The following is a 17869-nucleotide window of genomic DNA, read 5'->3' on the forward strand; positions in this document are numbered from 1 at the left end:
GTAAGCGAGCGATCTATTTTCTTTAATTTCTAATATTTAAATATGCCTAATGTTTTATATAAATGGCAAGTAATGTGGGCGTCAGAGTGGCTCTGCTCAGCAGCGTATTGATAGAACCACTCTGATTGTAGAAGCGCGATCAGATCGCAGCAAAGCCTTTTTCGAGATCGGCGATCAGGTCAGGCACATCTTCCAGACCGATTTGCAAACGAATAACCGGACCGGGATATGTGGACGTGGCGAGCGTGCGGTCTTTCAGTCCGACCTCGTTTGCAAGGCTTTCATACCCACCCCATGAGTAACCGAGGCCGAAAATCTCAAGTGCATTGAGAAACGCATGTGCTTCTTTTCGCTCTCCGCGTTTAAGAACAAAGGCAAATACCCCGGATGAGCCTTTGAAATCCCGCTTGAACAGCGCATGACCGGGATGGCTTTCGAGTGCGGGATGCAATACACGCTCAACAGCCGGATGGCTTTCGAGCCAATGGGCAATTTCAAGTGCACTTTTACGATGATGTTCCAGTCTCACGCCCATGGTGCGCAAACCACGCAGGACTTGATAGGTGTCGTCCGGTGCTGCACACAGCCCAAGTGTGCCATGGGTTTCAAGCAATTGCGGCCAGCATTTTTCGTTGGCAGAAATCGTGCCGAACAGAATATCGGCATGACCGGAAGGATACTTTGTTGAGGCTTGAATGCTAATATCCACGCCAAAATCAAGCGGCTTGAAATAGAGCGGTGTCGCCCATGTGTTGTCCAACATAACAATGGCACCCGCTTTGTGGGCGGCATCCACGATCGCCGGAATGTCCTGCACTTCGAATGTGTTAGAGGCAGGGGATTCCGTAAACACGACCTTGGTGTTGGCACGCATAAGGGTTGCGATCTCACTGCCGATCTCAGGATCATAATATTCAACCTCTATGCCCATGCGCTTGAGAATCGTATCGGCAAAGTGGCGGGTTGGATTGTAGATGGAATCGACGAGCAACGCATGGTCACCCGGCGACAGAAAGGCGAGAAGTGGCACCGTAACTGCTGCCAGACCTGATGGAACACAGACCGTGCCGGCAGAACCTTCAAGTGCATCAATAGCCTTACACAAGGCTTCGCTCGTTGGCGTTCCTCGTGTGCCATAGGTGTATTTTTGATTGCTGGTTGCCATGGTCTGAGCATCTGGAAACAGCACCGTGGAAGCCCGCACAACAGGTGGATTGACGAAGCCATGATAGTCCTTCGGATCATAGCCGTTGTGGGCCAAGCGTGTGTTTATGCCCAGCTTTTCTGTCTTGTTCTGCTTGTTAGTCACGAAATTGCCTCCAGGCCATGTTGCATGCTGATCAATCGATTCTTGTTTGCGGTTGCCGCAGAGAAGGTATCTGTATCCGCTTTTAGAGCGCATCCCGAAAAGTGTGAAACGGTTTTCGGACAAAGATGCGTTAAAATGAAGAGTTAGAGCGCCGATCTGATGCAATCAGAGCGAAAAGCGCGCTAAGGAAAGAGTATCCCCGACATGAATGAGAGCAAAGCCACGAGCACGATCCTTTATCCATTTCGTGCCGCGTTGGAACTCTTAAGAGCATTAGTACGGCCGGCTTATGCCGGTGCACCGTCCAGCTGGACGATGGAAATGACGGCAATTGTCGTGCTTTTGCCTTTCGTGCTGCTGGTCCTGCATCTATGGGACGCGCAGATCGTTCGCGCTGCAATGCATAGTGATTTTATTGTCATGGAGCTGCTGCGCGCCATAACTGATTTGATTCGCACAGTTGTGTGGCTTGGTATTGCTATTCTTGTCTGGCTGATAACGGCATTGCTGCTTTCACCGGGAATTCGTCTTGTTTGCCAACAATTGCTCGTTCGTTTGCATGGATGGGCGACGCTTGTTCTGGCTTCTATCGTTGTCGGCAGTATTCCCACCGAGATCGGAAAGCTTGCCATTGGGAGGGCAAGGCCGCTTCTGCTTGATGAGCTTGGTTCTGCCTATTTTGCCCCGTTTCGCGGCGAGCATTCTTATGAAAGCTTTCCGTCAGGCCACTCCATGATGGCGGGCATAATGCTCGTCTCCTTGTGGATTTTTCTGCCGCGCTGGCGCTCTCTGACTGCACCTGTGTGCCTCTTGTTTGTCATCAGCAGGCTCGCGGCTGGGGCGCATTATCCGACAGATGTCGTTGCTGGGTTTGCAATTGGCTTTATTGCGACATGGTGGGTTGCTCGCTTCATGGCCACGCGAAATATTATTTTTTCAGTTGATAATGATAGCATGATGCCAAAAGTCTGATTTTGACGGAACAGCAACGTTTTTCACGTTTAATTTCATGCGGCATTTCATCTAAACATATGTTTGTATTGACTAATTTTTTTACCGTAAAGTTACTCCGATAAGTTGGGAGTAAATACACAAAAACCGGGAAAGCATGTAAAAATTGCTATGTCACGCGGTCATTTTTTTGAAGAATGGTTTTTTTCTCTCGCGTTAATAGCTTGACCAAAACCAAAATTTCGCCTTCGATAGAGTGGTGAAGGTGGCAGGCTTCACTGAGCCCAAACAAAATGAGAGTCGATAACGACTCCGGGCAAGGGTTGCCTGCATGATGCAAGGGATTGGGGAGGTCTCTATAAAGGACTCTCCTGAATTTTGCGGAAAATAAGCAACAGAGACGTTGGGCTGTTTGGCCTCACGATCTCCCGGGAACATAAAGGTTGCAGGCCAGATGAAAAAAACTGTTTTGACAGGGGTAGTGGGTTTAGCGGCGCTGTTTGCTGCTGCTTCAGGGGCGTCGGCAGATACGCTTTCCGATGTGAAGAACAAAGGTTTTCTGCAATGCGGTGTGAACACGGGCCTGCTCGGCTTTGCCTCGCCCAATGATAAGGGCGAGTGGTCTGGCTTCGATGTGGACTATTGCCGTGCTGTGGCTTCTGCGATTTTCGGTGATCCAACCAAGGTGAAGTTCACGCCGCTGAACGCGAAGGAGCGTTTCACGGCTTTGCAGTCGGGTGAAGTGGATGTCCTGATCCGTAACACGACTTGGACAATCAGCCGCGACACTGCGCTCGGCCTTGATTTTGCTGGCATCAATTATTTTGACGGCCAGGGCTTCATGATCAATTCGAAGAAGCTGTCGGGCATCAATTCCGCATTGCAGCTTTCCGGCGCTTCCATCTGCGTTCAGGCCGGCACGACAACCGAGCTGAACATGGCCGACTATTTCCGTTCCAACAAGATGGAATATAACCCGGTTGTCTTTGAGAAGATCGAAGAAGCGAATGCTGCTTACGATTCCGGCCGTTGCGACGCCTATACGACCGACCAGTCCAGTCTTTACGGGGTTCGTCTGGCGCTCGCCAATCCGGATGATCATGTCATCTTGCCGGAAATCATCTCCAAAGAGCCGTTTGGCCTGACTGTTCGTCAGGGTGACCCCAAGTGGGCAGATGTCGTTCGTTGGACGCATAATGCGCTGCTCAATGCCGAGGAATACGGCATTACGCAAGCCAATGTCGAAGAGATGAAGAAGTCCGACAACCCGGACATCAAGCGTCTCCTTGGTGTGGAAGCAGACACGAAGATCGGCACCGATCTTGGCCTCGACAATGATTGGGTGGTGAAGATCGTAAAGGGTGTTGGCAATTATGGCGAGATATTCGAACGCAATATCGGTGCCGGCAGCCCACTCAAGATTGCACGTGGTCTTAACGCCCAGTGGAACAAGGGTGGCCTGCAATATGGCATTCCCGTGCGCTAACGGGTCTTGCTCTTCAGACTGATCGTCGGCGGGTGCAGGAGCACCCGCCGGATTTGTCGGCTTTGCAGTTTGTTCGTTTGTGAATGTCCCCACGTCATGCGGGCATATAAACGTTGACGATCTGCATTTTGGAATTCAACCGCGTCTTGTCGGTGCGCGAGTTCGGGATGATCCTGAACAGAGGATGACAAGACCGAACGGTTCGGCATTCGATGCCTCAATTTCAGGAATTGCTCCGCAAACGCGGTCAGCCTTTCTCGCTCGACATCGATGCTGCCAGCCGAGAAGCACAGGAAACATATGGCTTCCTATTCTGTAACTGAACGTCGCGAGGATAGCGGCAAAACTTCGCTCCTGTACGATCCGCGAATTCGCGGCATCTTCTATCAGGTCATTGTTTTTGGTGCGGTGATTGGCGCAATCTATTGGATTGTCGGAAACACAATCACCAATCTCCAGCGCGCCAATATCGCTTCCGGTTTCGGCTTTCTAAATGGCCGTGCGGGTTTCGATATCAGCCAGACGCTGATTCCATATTCCAGCGATTCGACCTATGGAAGAGCTTTTCTTGTTGGCCTTCTGAATACGCTTTATGTGGCAGGCCTGGGCGTTGTTCTGGCGTCAATCATCGGCTTTCTTGTCGGCGTCGGGCGTTTATCCCGCAACTGGCTTATCCGCAAGATCTGTATGGTCTATGTTGAGGTTTTCCGAAACATCCCGCCTCTGCTTGTGATTTTTTTCTGGTATTTCGGGGTGCTTTCCGTGTTGCCACAGGCAAGGGAAAGTCTGTCTCTGCCGCTCGGCACCTATCTGAACAATCGTGGGTTTTTCATGCCGTCGCCCGTATGGGGTGAAGGCGCATGGCTGCTGCCAGCCGCATTGTTGCTTGGAATTGTCGCTTCTTTCATCGTTGCGCGCTGGGCGAAGCATCGGCAGATGGCGACAGGAAAACCGTTTCATACAATACGCGTTTGTGCGGCTTTGATCATCGGTTTACCGATACTGGCGCTGATTGCGACCGGATTTCCTGTTTCGTTTGATTTTCCAAAACTTGGCACCTTCAATCTGACAGGCGGCGCGCAGGTTAAGCCGGAATTTCTCGCACTGTTTCTGGCTTTGTCGTTCTATACCGCTTCCTTCATTGCAGAAACTGTGCGCGCAGGTGTGCTCGGTGTAAACAAAGGCCAGACAGAAGCTGCCTATGCAGTTGGCTTGCGTCCGGGGCAAACAATGCGGTTGGTCATCGTGCCGCAGGCGCTGCGCATCATCATTCCACCGCTCTCCAGTCAGTATCTCAATCTGATCAAAAATTCCTCTCTCGCTATTGCGATCGGTTATCCGGATCTTGTGGCTGTTGGTGGCACGATCCTCAATCAGACGGGGCAGGCGGTTGAAGTCGTCGCGATCTGGATGGTGATTTATCTCAGCATCAGCTTGATCGTTTCCGGTCTGATGAACTGGTTCAATGCGAAAATGGCACTGGTGGAGAGATGACCATGGAAAACACAAATCTCCAATACGTTCGTTCGCAATTGGTCGAAGGCGAAAAGCCGCCCCGCTCAGTTCATGGCTTGTCACATTGGCTGCGGGTCAATCTTTTCGCGACGCCCGCTGATGCGGCGCTCACAATTTTTGGTCTGGCCGTTGTGGCGTGGTTTCTGCCGCCCATGATTCAGTGGCTGTTTGTTAATGCAGCCTGGACTGGTGCAGACCGAACAGCCTGCCTGACTGTCACGCAGGGTGGTATACAGCCGGAGGGTTGGTCTGGTGCGTGCTGGGCCTTTGTGAAGGCGAAACACGAGCAGTTTATCTACGGGCGTTATCCGGTTTCGGAACGCTGGCGTGTCAACCTGACTGCGGTTTTTTTCGTGGTTCTGCTGGTTCCTTTGCTAATCCCGAAAATACCGCATAAGGTCATTAATGCGATTTTATTCTTGCTGGTTTTTCCGGTGGTTGCGTTTTTCCTGATGGTCGGTGGCTCATTTGGCCTTCCTTATGTGGAAACGGCGCTCTGGGGTGGTCTGTTGGTGACGCTGGTACTGTCTTTCGTGGGCATAGCCGTGTCGCTGCCATTGGGTGTGGTGCTGGCTTTGGGACGACGCTCCAAGCTGCCGGTCATCAAGACCTTCTGCATCATCTTTATTGAAATGGTGCGCGGCGTGCCGTTGGTGACCGTGCTTTTCATGGCGAGTGTGATGTTGCCTCTGTTCCTGCCGCCGGGCGTAACTTTCGACAAGTTGTTGCGTGCGCTTATCGGTGTGGCGCTGTTCGCTTCGGCCTATATGGCAGAAGTGGTGCGCGGTGGGCTTCAGGCCATTCCGCGAGGGCAATATGAAGGTGCGGATGCACTTGGTCTTAGCTACTGGCAGAAGACCAACCTCATCATATTGCCGCAGGCTTTGAAGCTGGTCATTCCGGGCATCGTCAACACGTTCATTGGCTTGTTCAAAGACACCAGCCTTGTCTACATCATCGGCATGTTTGATCTGCTTGGTATTGTGCGTCAGAACTTTTCCGATGCGAACTGGGTTTCTCCACAGACACCTGCAACCGGCTTGATCTTCGCGGGCTTCGTTTTCTGGATTTTCTGTTTCGCCATGTCGCGATACTCTATATTCATGGAACGAAGGCTCGACACGGGTCATAAACGATAAGAATCAAGGGAATAATGAAAATGAGTGCACAAAGCGCCCTCCCGCAATCCGAGCTCGGTGTCGAAATTGACCGTTCAAAACTGGAAGTCTCAAAGACTGAAGTGGCGATCGAGATCAAGAACATGCACAAGTGGTATGGTGAATTCCACGTGCTGCGTGACATCAATCTGAAAGTGATGCGTGGCGAACGCATCGTCGTTGCCGGTCCTTCGGGTTCCGGCAAATCGACCATGATCCGCTGCATCAACCGTCTGGAAGAGCACCAGAAGGGTCAGATCATTGTCGATGGCATTGAGCTCACCAATGATCTCAAGAAGATTGACGAAGTGCGCCGTGAAGTCGGTATGGTCTTCCAGCATTTCAACCTCTTCCCGCATCTGACCATTCTGGAAAACTGCACATTGGCACCAATCTGGGTTCGCAAAATGCCAAAGAAGCAGGCGGAAGAAATCGCCATGCATTATTTGCAGCGCGTGAAGATTCCGGAACAAGCCAACAAATATCCGGGCCAGCTTTCGGGCGGTCAGCAGCAGCGTGTGGCCATTGCCCGCGCACTGTGTATGAACCCGAAAGTCATGCTGTTCGATGAGCCGACTTCTGCACTTGATCCGGAAATGGTCAAGGAAGTGCTCGATACAATGGTGAGCCTTGCCGATGAAGGCATGACCATGATTTGCGTCACGCATGAAATGGGCTTTGCGCGGCAGGTTGCAAACCGCGTGATTTTCATGGATCAGGGCCAGATCGTTGAGCAGAATTCACCTGCCGAGTTCTTCGACAATCCGCAGCATGAACGCACCAAGCTGTTCCTCAGTCAGATTCTACACTGACCAAACGAATTGTTTCATAACAACACCCGCCGCTGATAACGGCGGGTGTTTTGTTATCGGGATTATGGTTGCCTTGGTATGCCGGGGTTTATGAGGTGAAGATGACAGACTTTCATTGGAGCGAATATCTGCCTCCCGAGGCGCATCGGGAGTTTTATTCTTTTTACAGGAAAGAGTGGTGGACTGCAGCGCGTTCGTTTGAAGATGTCATAAAGATGCTCAAACACTGCGATCTCACATTGTTTTGTCGTGATCAGAATGATGAAATCATTGGTTTCGCACGCGTTTTGACCGATTTCACATTCAAGGCGATGATTTTTGATGTCATCGTGGCCGAGCAAACACGCGGGCAGGGGCTTGGGAAAATGCTTGTTCAACGTCTACTGAACCACGAGAAGCTACGCGGGGTGAGCAGCTTTGAACTCTATTGCCCTGATTGTCTGGTGCCCTTTTATGAAAAACTGGGCTTTGTAAAAGGATCTTCTGCGTTGCTTTTTAATCAACCGCGCACAGCCTGAACGGCATCATAGCCATAAAGCCAGTCCAGATCTTTGAGAAAGGCATCAGCGCTGCGCGTGGCAAAAAGCATGTTGCGTCCGAGCGCAAAGATACCTGTTGCGTGGTAGGCAAACCGATTCATCTGACCGCGTTTGCCAACGGCAGCAATCCGCGCTTTTCGAACAGAATCAAACCGCTTTAGCGCTGATTGTGGCTCCCGGTCATCCAGTGCCTCGGCAAGTGCTGCCGCATCTTCAATTGCCATGGCAGCCCCCTGCGCAGCAAAGGGCGTAACAGCGTGTGAGGCATCGCCAAGGAAAATCGTTCTGTCTGGGCCGACAAACAGCGCTTCAGCCATTTCAAAAAGTGGCCAATAAGTCCATTGCGTTTGTGCAGCCAGAATATCACGAACCGGTGCACTCCAATCTGCGTAAATTGATCTTAGCCGCGAAACATCACCCGTCTTTGACCAAACTTCGCCGGGATTATCGCCAGTCGTAATGGCGACAAAGTTGAAGAAGTCTCCGCCCTTTACCGGATAGGCAATGAAGTGCGCTTTGTTGCCAAGCCACGCAGAAACAGCCTTTTGTTCCGGGACTGCTGCCTTAAAGCTTGCGGGTAGCGCGTCAGTTGCAAGTGTTGTGCGCCAGGCAATGTGACCGCTGAAACGCGCTTTATTATATCCGGCCTTCGCGCGTTGCGCAGACCAGACGCCGTCACAGGCGATCAGATAGCTGGCTGCGATTTTTTCCTCTGCTGCACCACGTCTGACTGTTGCAGAGATGCCGTTGTTATCAGCCTTATGTTCGATAATTTCCGAGCCGAGATTGATTTCAATATTTGGATGGTCGGTGCAGGCATTTAACAGAGCTGATTGCAAATCAGCGCGATGGCAGACAACATAAGGATGGTGCCACCGTTGTAATGCCTCATCACCCAACTGCATTGCGAGCAGGGGGCGAGCCTTGCGTCCATCCATAAGGTAGAGTGCTTGGGGCGTAACAGCTTGCGAGCAGAGGCGATCTGCAACGCCAAGGCGTTCAAGGTGACGCATCGCATTGGGGGCGAGCTGCAAGCCTGCGCCGACTTCCGACAAGGCTTGCGCTTTCTCAAACAGTTCAACACTCCAGCCCCGCGCCGCACATTCCAGCGCGGCACTCAGACCGGCAACTCCGGCCCCTGCAATCAATATGTGGCGTTTGCTCAAGCTGCTCATCATATCAGCGGCACGCATGCCGCTTGCTATATTCAGGCAGCTTTGTCTGCGGGTGCTTCGTAAACACAGCCGGCAGGCACGGTCTCGTCAGCATGAAGCTGTGCATTGTAGCGGTACAGCGTCGAGCAATATGGGCAGACGACTTCACTTTCGTCGCCCATGTCCAGAAAGACGTGCGGATGATCAAAAGGTGGGTTTGCGCCGACGCACATGAATTCCTTCACGCCGATTTCTATAGAATTGTGACCAGCGTCGTTCTGGAAGTGCGGGATGATGTGATCGGACATGATAGGCTCCGGAGCTTGTGGATCGCGATACCCAATTCAGGATAGCTATTTTTTTAGCATTTACCGTGTACGGCTTGTTTCTGAAAGCGTTTTCATCAATTCTGGGGACATTTCAAGCGGTTTGCTATCAAACTGTCATATGACAGCCATAGGCTTATCGTCGCGCCGGGATATGCCGGTAGTAACCGGGATAGGAAAAATGAACGAAAACAGCGTTGTGGCAACTCAGACCGATAATTTGCCAGCTCCTTTGGAAAATGGCCATTCCATGGGCCAGAAGTCCGTCATTGCTCAGAATGCTCACGAAGCTTTGAACAGTGACAAGACAGCCGAGCTGATGCAAAGCCCTGAACGCTTCGTTAATCGTGAGTTTTCGTGGTTGCAGTTCAATCGCCGTGTGCTGGAAGAAGCGGCCAACATCCGCCAGCCCTTGCTGGAACGTTTGCGTTTTCTGTCGATCTCAGCGGCAAATCTTGATGAGTTTTTCATGGTGCGCATCGCGGGCCTTGCCGCGCAGGTGCGTGCAGGCGTTGCCTTGCGCAGTGCGGATGGTCGCACGCCACAGGAGCAGCTTGATTTCGTTCTGGAAGAGGTCGGTCGCTTGCAGGAGGGGCAGCAAGCGTGTTTGCGCACGCTGCGTGAAGAACTTGAAAAAGAGAATATCGAGATCGTGCGTCCATCGGCTTTGTCGAACACAGAAAAGGAATGGCTGGAAAGCCACTTCCTGGAAACGATTTTCCCGGTTCTGACACCGCTTTCAATTGATCCGGCGCATCCGTTCCCGTTCATTCCAAACCTTGGCTTTTCGATCGCGTTGCAACTCGCGCGCCGTCTCGATGGCCATCCAATGACAGCCCTCTTGCGTATTCCGGTCGCCTTGAAGCGCTTCATTCAGCTTCCGCCAGAACAACAGAATGCTTTCCGCTTCATCACAATTGAAGATGCGGTCAGCCTGTTTATCGGTCGCCTGTTCCCCGGTTATGAAGTGCGTGGCGCAGGCACTTTCCGCATCATTCGCGACAGCGATATTGAAGTGGAAGAAGAAGCCGAAGATCTGGTTCGTCTTTTTGAAACAGCGTTGAAACGCCGCCGCCGCGGTCAGGTTATCCGCATTGAGTTTGATGGAGAAATGCCTGAGGCACTTCGGATTTTTGTGGCGACAGAACTTGGCGTCTCGGAAAACCGTATCAGTGTTCTCGAAGGTCTTTTAGCACTCAACATGATTTCGGAAGTTGTTTCGATTCCGCGCGATGATCTCAAATTTGTTTCCTATAATCCGCGTTTCCCTGAACGTATCCGCGAACATGGCGGCGATTGCTTTGCCGCGATTCGTGAAAAGGATATCGTGGTTCACCATCCCTATGAATCATTTGACGTCGTGGTGCAGTTCCTGCGTCAGGCTGCGGCTGACCCGGATGTGCTGGCAATCAAGCAGACATTGTACCGTACCTCCAACGATAGCCCAATCGTGCGCGCGCTGGTTGATGCGGCAGAAGCTGGCAAGTCGGTGACAGCCCTTGTTGAGCTCAAGGCGCGTTTTGACGAAGAAGCAAATATCCGCTGGGCGCGCGATCTGGAGCGCGCAGGCGTTCAGGTGGTGTTTGGCTTTATCGAACTCAAAACGCACGCAAAGATGTCATTGGTCGTCCGCCGTGAAGACCAGAAACTGCGCTCCTATGTTCACCTTGGCACGGGCAATTATCATCCGATTACGGCGCGCATTTACACCGACCTGTCTTTCTTCACGTCCGATGCCGACATTGCGCGTGACGTGGCTCATATCTTTAACTTCATCACCGGCTATGCGCAGCCTGCTGAAGAAATGAAAATTGCGATTTCACCACTGACATTGCGCGCGCGAATCTTGAAGCATATTGATGACGAGATCGCCAATGCGAAGGCCGGGAAGCCGGCGGCCATCTGGATGAAGATGAACTCGCTCGTTGATCCACAGATTATTGATGCACTTTACAAGGCCAGCCAGGCTGGTGTGCATGTGGACCTTGTCGTGCGTGGCATCTGCTGTCTGCGGCCAGGCGTTCCGGGCCTTTCGGACAACATTCGCGCCAAGTCGATTGTCGGGCGTTTTCTCGAGCATAGCCGCATTTTCTGCTTCGGAAACGGCCATGATCTGCCTTCCGACAAGGCGATCGTCTATATCGGTTCCGCCGACATGATGCCGCGTAATCTAGACCGTCGCGTCGAGACACTGGTGCCGATCACCAATGCCACAGTGCACCAGCAAATCCTGTCTCAAATCATGTTTGCCAACATAATTGATAATCAACAGAGCTATCAGCTACTTGCGGATGGTACCTCTCGCCGGATAGAAAAAGAGGATGGAGAAGAAGCTTTCAACGCGCAGGAATATTTCATGACAAATCCGAGCTTGTCGGGTCGCGGAAAGTCGCTGAAGTCATCTGCCCCCCGTCTCATTGCGCATCGTAAGCGTGTGCAGGCGGAAAGAAACACGACTTCATGAGTCCAGCAGTCGCACAAGGCCGATTGAAGGGTCTTAAACCCGTTGCGGTTATCGATATCGGTTCCAACTCGATCCGTGTTGTCGTTTATGAAGGCATTGTCCGGTCTCCGACAGTGCTTTTCAACGAAAAGCTTCTCTGCGGTCTTGGCAAAGGACTGGCCAAGACCGGGAAACTCAATGAGAAATCTGTCGATATCGCGCTGCGCGCATTGAAGCGTTTTCGCGTTCTGGCCGAACAGGCGGGGGCGATCTCCATTCATGCGCTGGCAACTGCCGCTGCACGCGAAGCAAAAAACGGCCCCGATTTCATTTCTCAGGCCGAGGCTATTCTTGGACGGCACATTGAAGTGCTGTCCGGCAAAGAAGAAGCTTACTACTCCGCTTTGGGTATCATTTCAGGTTTTTACAAACCGCAAGGCGTAACCGGCGACCTTGGCGGTGGTAGCCTGGAGCTGGTTGCCGTCAATGACCATGAGGTCGGGGAGGGCATTACCCTTCCATTGGGCGGTCTGCGCTTGCAGGATATGTCCAACGAGCAACTGCCGGAAGCGGCGAAGATTGCCCGTACGGAATTGGCGCGTGCAACCCTTCTTGAAGAGCATCAGGGGCAAGTCTTTTATGCTGTTGGCGGTACTTGGCGAAACCTCGCCAAGCTGCACATGACGGCCAAGCATTATCCGCTGCATGTCATGCATGGCTATGAGATGGACCCTGTGGAAGCCAAAAGCTTTCTCACACGTGTTGCCAAAGGCAATATCGACACAATGCGCGGCATTGAAGCGGTGTCGAAAAACCGCCGTCAGTTGCTTGGCTATGGCGCTACGGTTTTGCTTGAAACCATCCGTCGCATGAAGCCATCCAAGATTGTGTTCTCGGCGCTGGGTGTGCGTGAAGGCTATCTTTATTCACTGTTGCCTAAAAACGAGCAGCGGCTTGATCCGCTTCTGGCATCAGCGGAAGAGTTGGCGATCCTGCGTTCGCGTTCACCGCGCCACGCCCGGGAGCTTGCAACATGGACAACGCTTTCCTTGCCGGTGCTTGGGTTTGATGAAACCGAAGATGAAGGCCGTTACAGACAGGCAGCCTGTCTGGTGGCTGACATCAGCTGGCGCGCGCATCCTGATTATCGCGGCTCGCAGGCGCTCAACATTATTGCGCATGGCTCATTCGGCGGTATCGATCATCCGGGCCGTTCTTATATGGCAATCGCCAATTACTATCGCCATGAAGGATTGGTTGAAGACGAGATTGCGCCGGAGATTCTCCAGCTTGCCACACCGCGCCTGCGCGAGCGAGCAAAGCTTCTGGGGGCTTTGCTGCGCGTTATCTATCTGCTTTCCGCATCCATGCCGGGCGTGATCCCACGTCTTTATTGGCGTGAAGAAGAAAATGGCATTGCGCTGGTCGTGCCTGGCGATCTGGCTGATCTTATTTCGGATCGTCCAGAGGGGCGGTTGCAACAGCTTGCAAAACTGACGGAAAAAAACCTTTACTTCGCCGTCGGTGACAGCGCGATTGACGCAAACGAGCATCATTAAACGTATCAGAAGTTATCCATGAAAAGGCCGGCAGGAGTTTTCTCTGCCGGCCTTTTGATTTAGTTCAGGTCAACCGCTTGAATACGCCGGTTTTCGAACTTGATACCAATCTTGCCATCAATCAGATCAAGCGCTTTCTGACCAAAAACTTCACGGCGCCAGCCTTGAAGGGCTGGAACATTGGCTTTTTCGCCTTCGGCGGCGATCTTGTCGATATCGTCGGAGTTTGCGACGATCTTGGCTGCCACACCGTGTTCTTCGGTCACAAGCTTGAGCAGGACCTTAAGAATATCTGCTGCGGCCGCGCTGCCTTCAGGTGAATGCGATTGTTTCGGCAACTTTGGCAGGTCTTCTTTTGGAATAGCCAGTGCAGCCTGAATGGCGTTTACCAAACCTGCCGCCTGAGCCGAACGTTCCCAGCCTTTTGGGATCGAACGCAGACGTCCAAGCGCTTCCGCATCTTTTGGCTGCTGCTGGGCGATTTCAGCAATCGTGTCGTCCTTGATAACGCGGCCACGTGGAACGTTGCGTTCGCGTGCTTCGCGTTCGCGCCATGCCGCAACCGATTGTACGATCGCAAGCTCGATTGGCTTGCGCATCCGGGTTTTCACGCGCTTCCATGCATCATCCGGGTGCAGATCATAGGTTTCGCGCGCGCTCAGCACGGCCATTTCCTCATTGACCCACTCGCAGCGCCCTTCTTTTTCCAATTCTGCTTTGAGATAAAGATAGATGTCGCGCAGATAGGTAACATCAGCCAGCGCATAATCGAGTTGCTTTTCAGACAGTGGACGGCGGCGCCAGTCGGTAAAGCGTGATGATTTGTCGATATGTTTTCCGGTGACTTTCTGCACCAGAGCATCATAGGAAATAGCGTCGCCAAAGCCGCAAACCATCGCGGCCACCTGACTGTCGAAAATCGGCGAGGGGATCAGGTCGCCCAAATGGAAGACAATTTCAATGTCCTGACGCGCTGCGTGGAAAACCTTGACCACCTTTTGGTCCGCCATCAGACGAAAGAATGGCGCAAGGTCCAGCCCCGGCGCCAAGGCATCGACCAGTGCGGTGTGATCGGGAGAAGCCATCTGAATAAGACAGAGCTCCGGCCAGAAAGTCGTTTCCCGAATGAATTCGGTATCGACTGTCACAAAGTCGGATTTGGCTAGGGCGGATACGGCCTCTTCAAGGGCCTCTGTGGTCGTGATGAGCTGCATGTTTTTCTTTTAGAGCGCATCCCCAAAACTGTGAAGCGATTTTCGGATAAGATGCCCGTTAAAACAGAAATGACGCGCAGGCCGTCTGGCGCGCCGGAAGAATGATATATCGATGGAACATCTCGGAAATAGTGATTTTTGTCGACATATTCTGTCAAGCTGGTTTAACACAGACACTGTCGGCTTGACAAAGCGTGATCAAAATGCGCTTTTCCGCCCAAATTGCAGCGCTTTGCATGCACAAGATTTATAAAGTTCCAAAAGGCAGAAATCATGCACCGTTATCGCAGCCATACCTGCGCAGCCCTTCGCAAATCGGATGTGGGTTCCAATGTCCGTCTGTCCGGCTGGGTTCACCGCGTCCGTGACCATGGCGGCATTCTCTTCATCGATCTTCGTGACCATTATGGCATCACGCAGATCGTGGCCGATCCTGATTCGCCCGCGTTCAAGGTTGCTGAGACCGTTCGCGGCGAATGGGTTATTCGCGTCGATGGTGAAGTGAAGGCCCGCGCAGGCGATGCCGTGAACGCCAACCTGCCAACAGGCGATGTTGAAATCTTCGCCACCGAGATTGAGGTTCTGGCCGCGGCCAAAGAACTGCCGCTGCCAGTGTTTGGCGAGCCGGATTACCCGGAAGATATCCGCCTCAAGTACCGCTTCCTTGATCTGCGCCGCGAGACGCTGCACAAGAACATTATGAGCCGCACGAAGATCATTAGCGCGATGCGTCGCCGCATGACCGAAATCGGCTTCAATGAGTTTTCAACGCCAATCCTGACGGCTTCCTCACCGGAAGGCGCGCGCGACTTCCTCGTGCCAAGCCGTATCCATGAAGGCAAGTTCTACGCGCTGCCGCAGGCTCCGCAGCAGTACAAGCAGCTTCTGATGGTTGCCGGTTTCGACCGCTACTTCCAGATTGCACCTTGCTTCCGTGATGAAGATCCGCGTGCAGACCGTCTGCCGGGCGAATTCTATCAGCTCGACCTCGAAATGAGCTTCGTAACCCAGGAAGAAATCTGGGAAACGATGGAACCTGTCATGCGCGGCATCTTTGAAGAGTTTGCAGAAGGCAAGCCTGTCACGCAGCAGTTCCGCCGCATCCCTTATGACGATGCGATCCGCACTTATGGTTCGGACAAGCCTGATCTGCGCAACCCGATTGAAATGCAGGCAGTGACCGAGCATTTCGCTGGTTCCGGCTTTAAGGTCTTCGCAAACATGATCGCGAACGATCCCAAGGTTGAAGTCTGGGCGATTCCGGCAAAGACCGGCGGTAGCCGCGCATTCTGTGACCGCATGAATTCATGGGCGCAGGGCGAAGGTCAGCCGGGTCTTGGCTACATCTTCTGGCGCAAGGAAGGTGACAAGCTTGAAGGCGCAGGCCCGATTGCCAAGAACATTGGTGAAGAACGCACCGAAGCTCTTCGTGAGCAGCTTGGCCTTGGCGACGGCGATGCCTGCTTCTTCGTAGCCGGTCAGCCATCGAAGTTCTACAAATTTGCAGGCGACGCCCGCACGCGTGCCGGTGAAGAACTCAACCTCGTTGATCGTGATCGTTTCGAACTGGCCTGGATTATCGACTTCCCGTTCTACGAATGGGACGAAGACAACAAGAAGCTCGACTTCGCACACAACCCGTTCTCGATGCCGCAGGGTGGCATGGAAGCGCTGGAAACGCAGGACCCGCTGTCGCTCAAGGCTTATCAGTACGATCTGGTCTGTAACGGCTTTGAAATCGCTTCCGGTTCGATCCGTAACCAGTTGCCGGATGTTATGGTCAAGGCGTTCGAGAAGGTTGGTCTCAGCCAGCAGGACGTGGAAGAACGTTTCGGTGGTCTTTACCGCGCGTTCCAGTATGGCGCACCGCCACATGGCGGTATGGCAGCCGGTATCGATCGCGTGATCATGCTGCTCGTTGGTGCAAAGAATCTCCGCGAAATCTCGCTGTTCCCGATGAACCAGCAGGCGCTTGATCTTCTGATGAACGCGCCTTCGGATGTCTCGCCAGCACAGCTGCGCGATCTGCATATTCGCTTAGCACCAATCCAGAAAAGCTGATCTTCTCAGTTTGAAATAAAAAGCCCGGTCGCGAGACCGGGCTTTTTATTTAGGGCGTTAAAAAAAACCGGTGAGCAGCGCTCACCGGTTTTCGTTGAACCAATTTGTCTATGATCAGTTGTTGGCTTCTACGCCGATTTTGAGAAGCGGGATAATCTTCGTCGGATCAAGTGACGCTGTCGCAACGATGGATGCAAAGCTGACCGACTGATCTGGAGATGCGCTGATTGTCAGCGATTTTGGATCGTCAAAATACTTTTCAGCCGCAGTCTTCAGCTGCTGGGCAAACTCTGGATTCTTGAGCTGTGTTGCCATCAGCGGCACCATCATTTTAAGCTGTTCACCAAGCGCTTTGCCGTCAGCGCCCTGCTGCTTGCCATAATAGTCGAGCAGCTTCTGGGTGAGAGTTTTATTGTCAAAGCGGATTGTCAGGTTCTTGAGGCTGAGCTGTTCAGCAAGGCCGAGAATCGCCAGACCGGCAGCATCCTTATCGGCATCTGCATTGGTCATGTTCTGCTGGGTTTTCTGAACAGCTTCGAGGAAGGCAATATCATAGCCAGCAAGTGCACCGGTAATGTCAATTTTGCCTAAATCCGTTGCATTGATTTCAAACTGATCAAGGGATGCATCACCAGACTTCGGCGACCATGTACCTTTCGATGCGACCGAGCCATTGAAGGCGGTCATGTCGAGGGGCGCCAGCGGGTTCTTTTCATCATCTTTGAAGTTCGCATTTACACTGGCAATGTTCAGCGCATAATCGATTTTTTCGGAACGGTCGGCTGCATTCAGCGAAACTTCGAGGCCTTCGACGGTTGCCCCATCTTCACCTGGTGTTCCGAATGCCATTTCATCGATTTTCATCTTGTCGTAGAAAAGGATCTGGTTGAGTGCACCTTCAGCCTTTTCGGATGGAATCGAGACGTTTTCCATCGAGATGCCTTTGATGGAAACCTTGTCATTTTTGTTTGCTTCGCCAGCAGGGATGTCCATGTCAGGAACAGTGACTTTTTCAATGCTGTATCCGCCGTCTGCGGCGTCCTGTACATTTTCAAGCGTAACGTCGCCAACAGCCATTTCCTTGTCGGAAACCGTTGCAAGCTTGATCTTGGTCCCTTCAAGCACAATGTCAGAGCCATCTGCTTTGACATTGGTAAAGCTTAACGCGCCACCCTGCTTTGTGTAGAGTGCCTTGATGCGTTCAGCGACTGCATTCGCATCAGCAGCCATTGCTGCGCTGCCAAGAACGAGCGAGAGTGCCGTACTTGCCGCGAAGACGCGCGCGGCCTGCTTGCTAAGAACGAAAACCTGCATTTATTGGCTCCTGATTATTGGGTAAAAAT

14 protein-coding genes are annotated in these 17869 nt (G+C 52.5%); 9 read left to right on the top strand and 5 right to left on the bottom strand.

What is annotated here, in order from left to right; translation table 11 throughout:
• Nucleotides 1-139 precede the first annotated feature (139 nt).
• Nucleotides 140-1309 (bottom strand): cystathionine beta-lyase, encoded by a 1170-nt coding sequence (locus tag OPR82_RS04895; protein WP_265983357.1) that lies wholly within the window; start codon nucleotides 1307-1309, stop codon nucleotides 140-142.
• 204 nt (nucleotides 1310-1513) lie between these two features.
• Between OPR82_RS04895 and lpxE the strand changes: the two genes are divergently transcribed.
• From lpxE to OPR82_RS04925, 6 genes are all read left to right on the top strand, one after another.
• Nucleotides 1514-2281: a lipid A 1-phosphatase LpxE gene (gene lpxE / locus OPR82_RS04900; protein WP_265983359.1), complete on the top strand. Its 768-nt coding sequence runs from the start codon at nucleotides 1514-1516 to the stop codon at nucleotides 2279-2281.
• A 433-nt stretch (nucleotides 2282-2714) separates the two neighbouring features.
• Complete coding sequence (locus OPR82_RS04905; RefSeq protein WP_265983361.1) at nucleotides 2715-3746, top strand: amino acid ABC transporter substrate-binding protein; 1032 nt, start codon at nucleotides 2715-2717, stop codon at nucleotides 3744-3746.
• A gap of 300 nt (nucleotides 3747-4046) precedes the next feature.
• On the top strand, nucleotides 4047-5240 hold the full coding sequence (locus OPR82_RS04910; RefSeq protein ID WP_265983362.1) for an amino acid ABC transporter permease: 1194 nt from the start codon (nucleotides 4047-4049) through the stop codon (nucleotides 5238-5240).
• Between the two features lie 2 nt (nucleotides 5241-5242).
• Nucleotides 5243-6400: an amino acid ABC transporter permease gene (locus OPR82_RS04915; RefSeq protein WP_265983363.1), complete on the top strand. Its 1158-nt coding sequence runs from the start codon at nucleotides 5243-5245 to the stop codon at nucleotides 6398-6400.
• A gap of 20 nt (nucleotides 6401-6420) precedes the next feature.
• Nucleotides 6421-7230 carry an amino acid ABC transporter ATP-binding protein gene (locus OPR82_RS04920; protein ID WP_265983364.1) on the top strand — a complete coding sequence of 270 codons (810 nt, stop codon included), beginning with the start codon at nucleotides 6421-6423 and terminating at the stop codon, nucleotides 7228-7230.
• 101 nt (nucleotides 7231-7331) lie between these two features.
• Nucleotides 7332-7748 (top strand): GNAT family N-acetyltransferase, encoded by a 417-nt coding sequence (locus OPR82_RS04925; protein ID WP_265983365.1) that lies wholly within the window; start codon nucleotides 7332-7334, stop codon nucleotides 7746-7748.
• Here the strand turns inward: OPR82_RS04925 and OPR82_RS04930 are convergent.
• A complete protein-coding gene (locus tag OPR82_RS04930) occupies nucleotides 7730-8917 on the bottom strand; it encodes an FAD-binding protein (RefSeq protein ID WP_396996961.1) in 1188 nt (395 codons plus the stop codon). The two genes, OPR82_RS04925 and OPR82_RS04930, sit on opposite strands and share 19 nt — an antisense overlap.
• Nucleotides 8918-8976: 59 nt before the next feature.
• Nucleotides 8977-9231, bottom strand: a complete 255-nt coding sequence (locus tag OPR82_RS04935; RefSeq protein ID WP_265983366.1) for a zinc-finger domain-containing protein — start codon at nucleotides 9229-9231, stop codon at nucleotides 8977-8979.
• 268 nt (nucleotides 9232-9499) lie between these two features.
• Between OPR82_RS04935 and OPR82_RS04940 the strand changes: the two genes are divergently transcribed.
• Nucleotides 9500-11713, top strand: coding sequence for an RNA degradosome polyphosphate kinase (locus tag OPR82_RS04940; protein ID WP_396996963.1), 2214 nt, complete (start codon nucleotides 9500-9502; stop codon nucleotides 11711-11713).
• Nucleotides 11710-13251 carry an exopolyphosphatase gene (ppx, locus tag OPR82_RS04945; protein ID WP_265983368.1) on the top strand — a complete coding sequence of 514 codons (1542 nt, stop codon included), beginning with the start codon at nucleotides 11710-11712 and terminating at the stop codon, nucleotides 13249-13251. Before OPR82_RS04940 ends, ppx begins: the two co-directional genes overlap by 4 nt.
• 59 nt (nucleotides 13252-13310) lie before the next feature.
• Here ppx and rnd read toward each other — a convergent pair whose 3' ends face one another.
• Nucleotides 13311-14465: a ribonuclease D gene (rnd, locus tag OPR82_RS04950; RefSeq protein ID WP_265983369.1), complete on the bottom strand. Its 1155-nt coding sequence runs from the start codon at nucleotides 14463-14465 to the stop codon at nucleotides 13311-13313.
• Between the two features lie 273 nt (nucleotides 14466-14738).
• On the opposite strand from rnd, the gene aspS reads away from it, so the two are divergent.
• Nucleotides 14739-16526, top strand: coding sequence for an aspartate--tRNA ligase (aspS, locus tag OPR82_RS04955; RefSeq protein WP_265983370.1), 1788 nt, complete (start codon nucleotides 14739-14741; stop codon nucleotides 16524-16526).
• Between the two features lie 114 nt (nucleotides 16527-16640).
• On the opposite strand, the gene OPR82_RS04960 is transcribed toward aspS, so the two are convergent.
• A complete protein-coding gene (locus OPR82_RS04960) occupies nucleotides 16641-17840 on the bottom strand; it encodes a hypothetical protein (RefSeq protein ID WP_265983371.1) in 1200 nt (399 codons plus the stop codon).
• Nucleotides 17841-17869: the final 29 nt, after the last annotated feature.

This window comes from Ochrobactrum chromiisoli (genome assembly GCF_026241335.1).
In the GTDB taxonomy this organism is placed as follows: domain Bacteria; phylum Pseudomonadota; class Alphaproteobacteria; order Rhizobiales; family Rhizobiaceae; genus Brucella; species Brucella chromiisoli.

Coding starts and splice junctions, on each gene's coding strand:
- OPR82_RS04915 (WP_265983363.1), top strand. CDS start 5,243: ATGGAAAACACAAATCTCCAATACGTTCGTTCGCAATTGGTCGAAGGC.
- OPR82_RS04905 (WP_265983361.1), top strand. CDS start 2,715: ATGAAAAAAACTGTTTTGACAGGGGTAGTGGGTTTAGCGGCGCTGTTT.
- OPR82_RS04910 (WP_265983362.1), top strand. CDS start 4,047: ATGGCTTCCTATTCTGTAACTGAACGTCGCGAGGATAGCGGCAAAACT.
- OPR82_RS04935 (WP_265983366.1), bottom strand. CDS start 9,231: ATGTCCGATCACATCATCCCGCACTTCCAGAACGACGCTGGTCACAAT.
- OPR82_RS04925 (WP_265983365.1), top strand. CDS start 7,332: ATGACAGACTTTCATTGGAGCGAATATCTGCCTCCCGAGGCGCATCGG.
- aspS (WP_265983370.1), top strand. CDS start 14,739: ATGCACCGTTATCGCAGCCATACCTGCGCAGCCCTTCGCAAATCGGAT.
- lpxE (WP_265983359.1), top strand. CDS start 1,514: ATGAATGAGAGCAAAGCCACGAGCACGATCCTTTATCCATTTCGTGCC.
- OPR82_RS04960 (WP_265983371.1), bottom strand. CDS start 17,840: ATGCAGGTTTTCGTTCTTAGCAAGCAGGCCGCGCGCGTCTTCGCGGCA.
- rnd (WP_265983369.1), bottom strand. CDS start 14,465: ATGCAGCTCATCACGACCACAGAGGCCCTTGAAGAGGCCGTATCCGCC.
- ppx (WP_265983368.1), top strand. CDS start 11,710: ATGAGTCCAGCAGTCGCACAAGGCCGATTGAAGGGTCTTAAACCCGTT.
- OPR82_RS04920 (WP_265983364.1), top strand. CDS start 6,421: ATGAGTGCACAAAGCGCCCTCCCGCAATCCGAGCTCGGTGTCGAAATT.
- OPR82_RS04940 (WP_396996963.1), top strand. CDS start 9,500: ATGGGCCAGAAGTCCGTCATTGCTCAGAATGCTCACGAAGCTTTGAAC.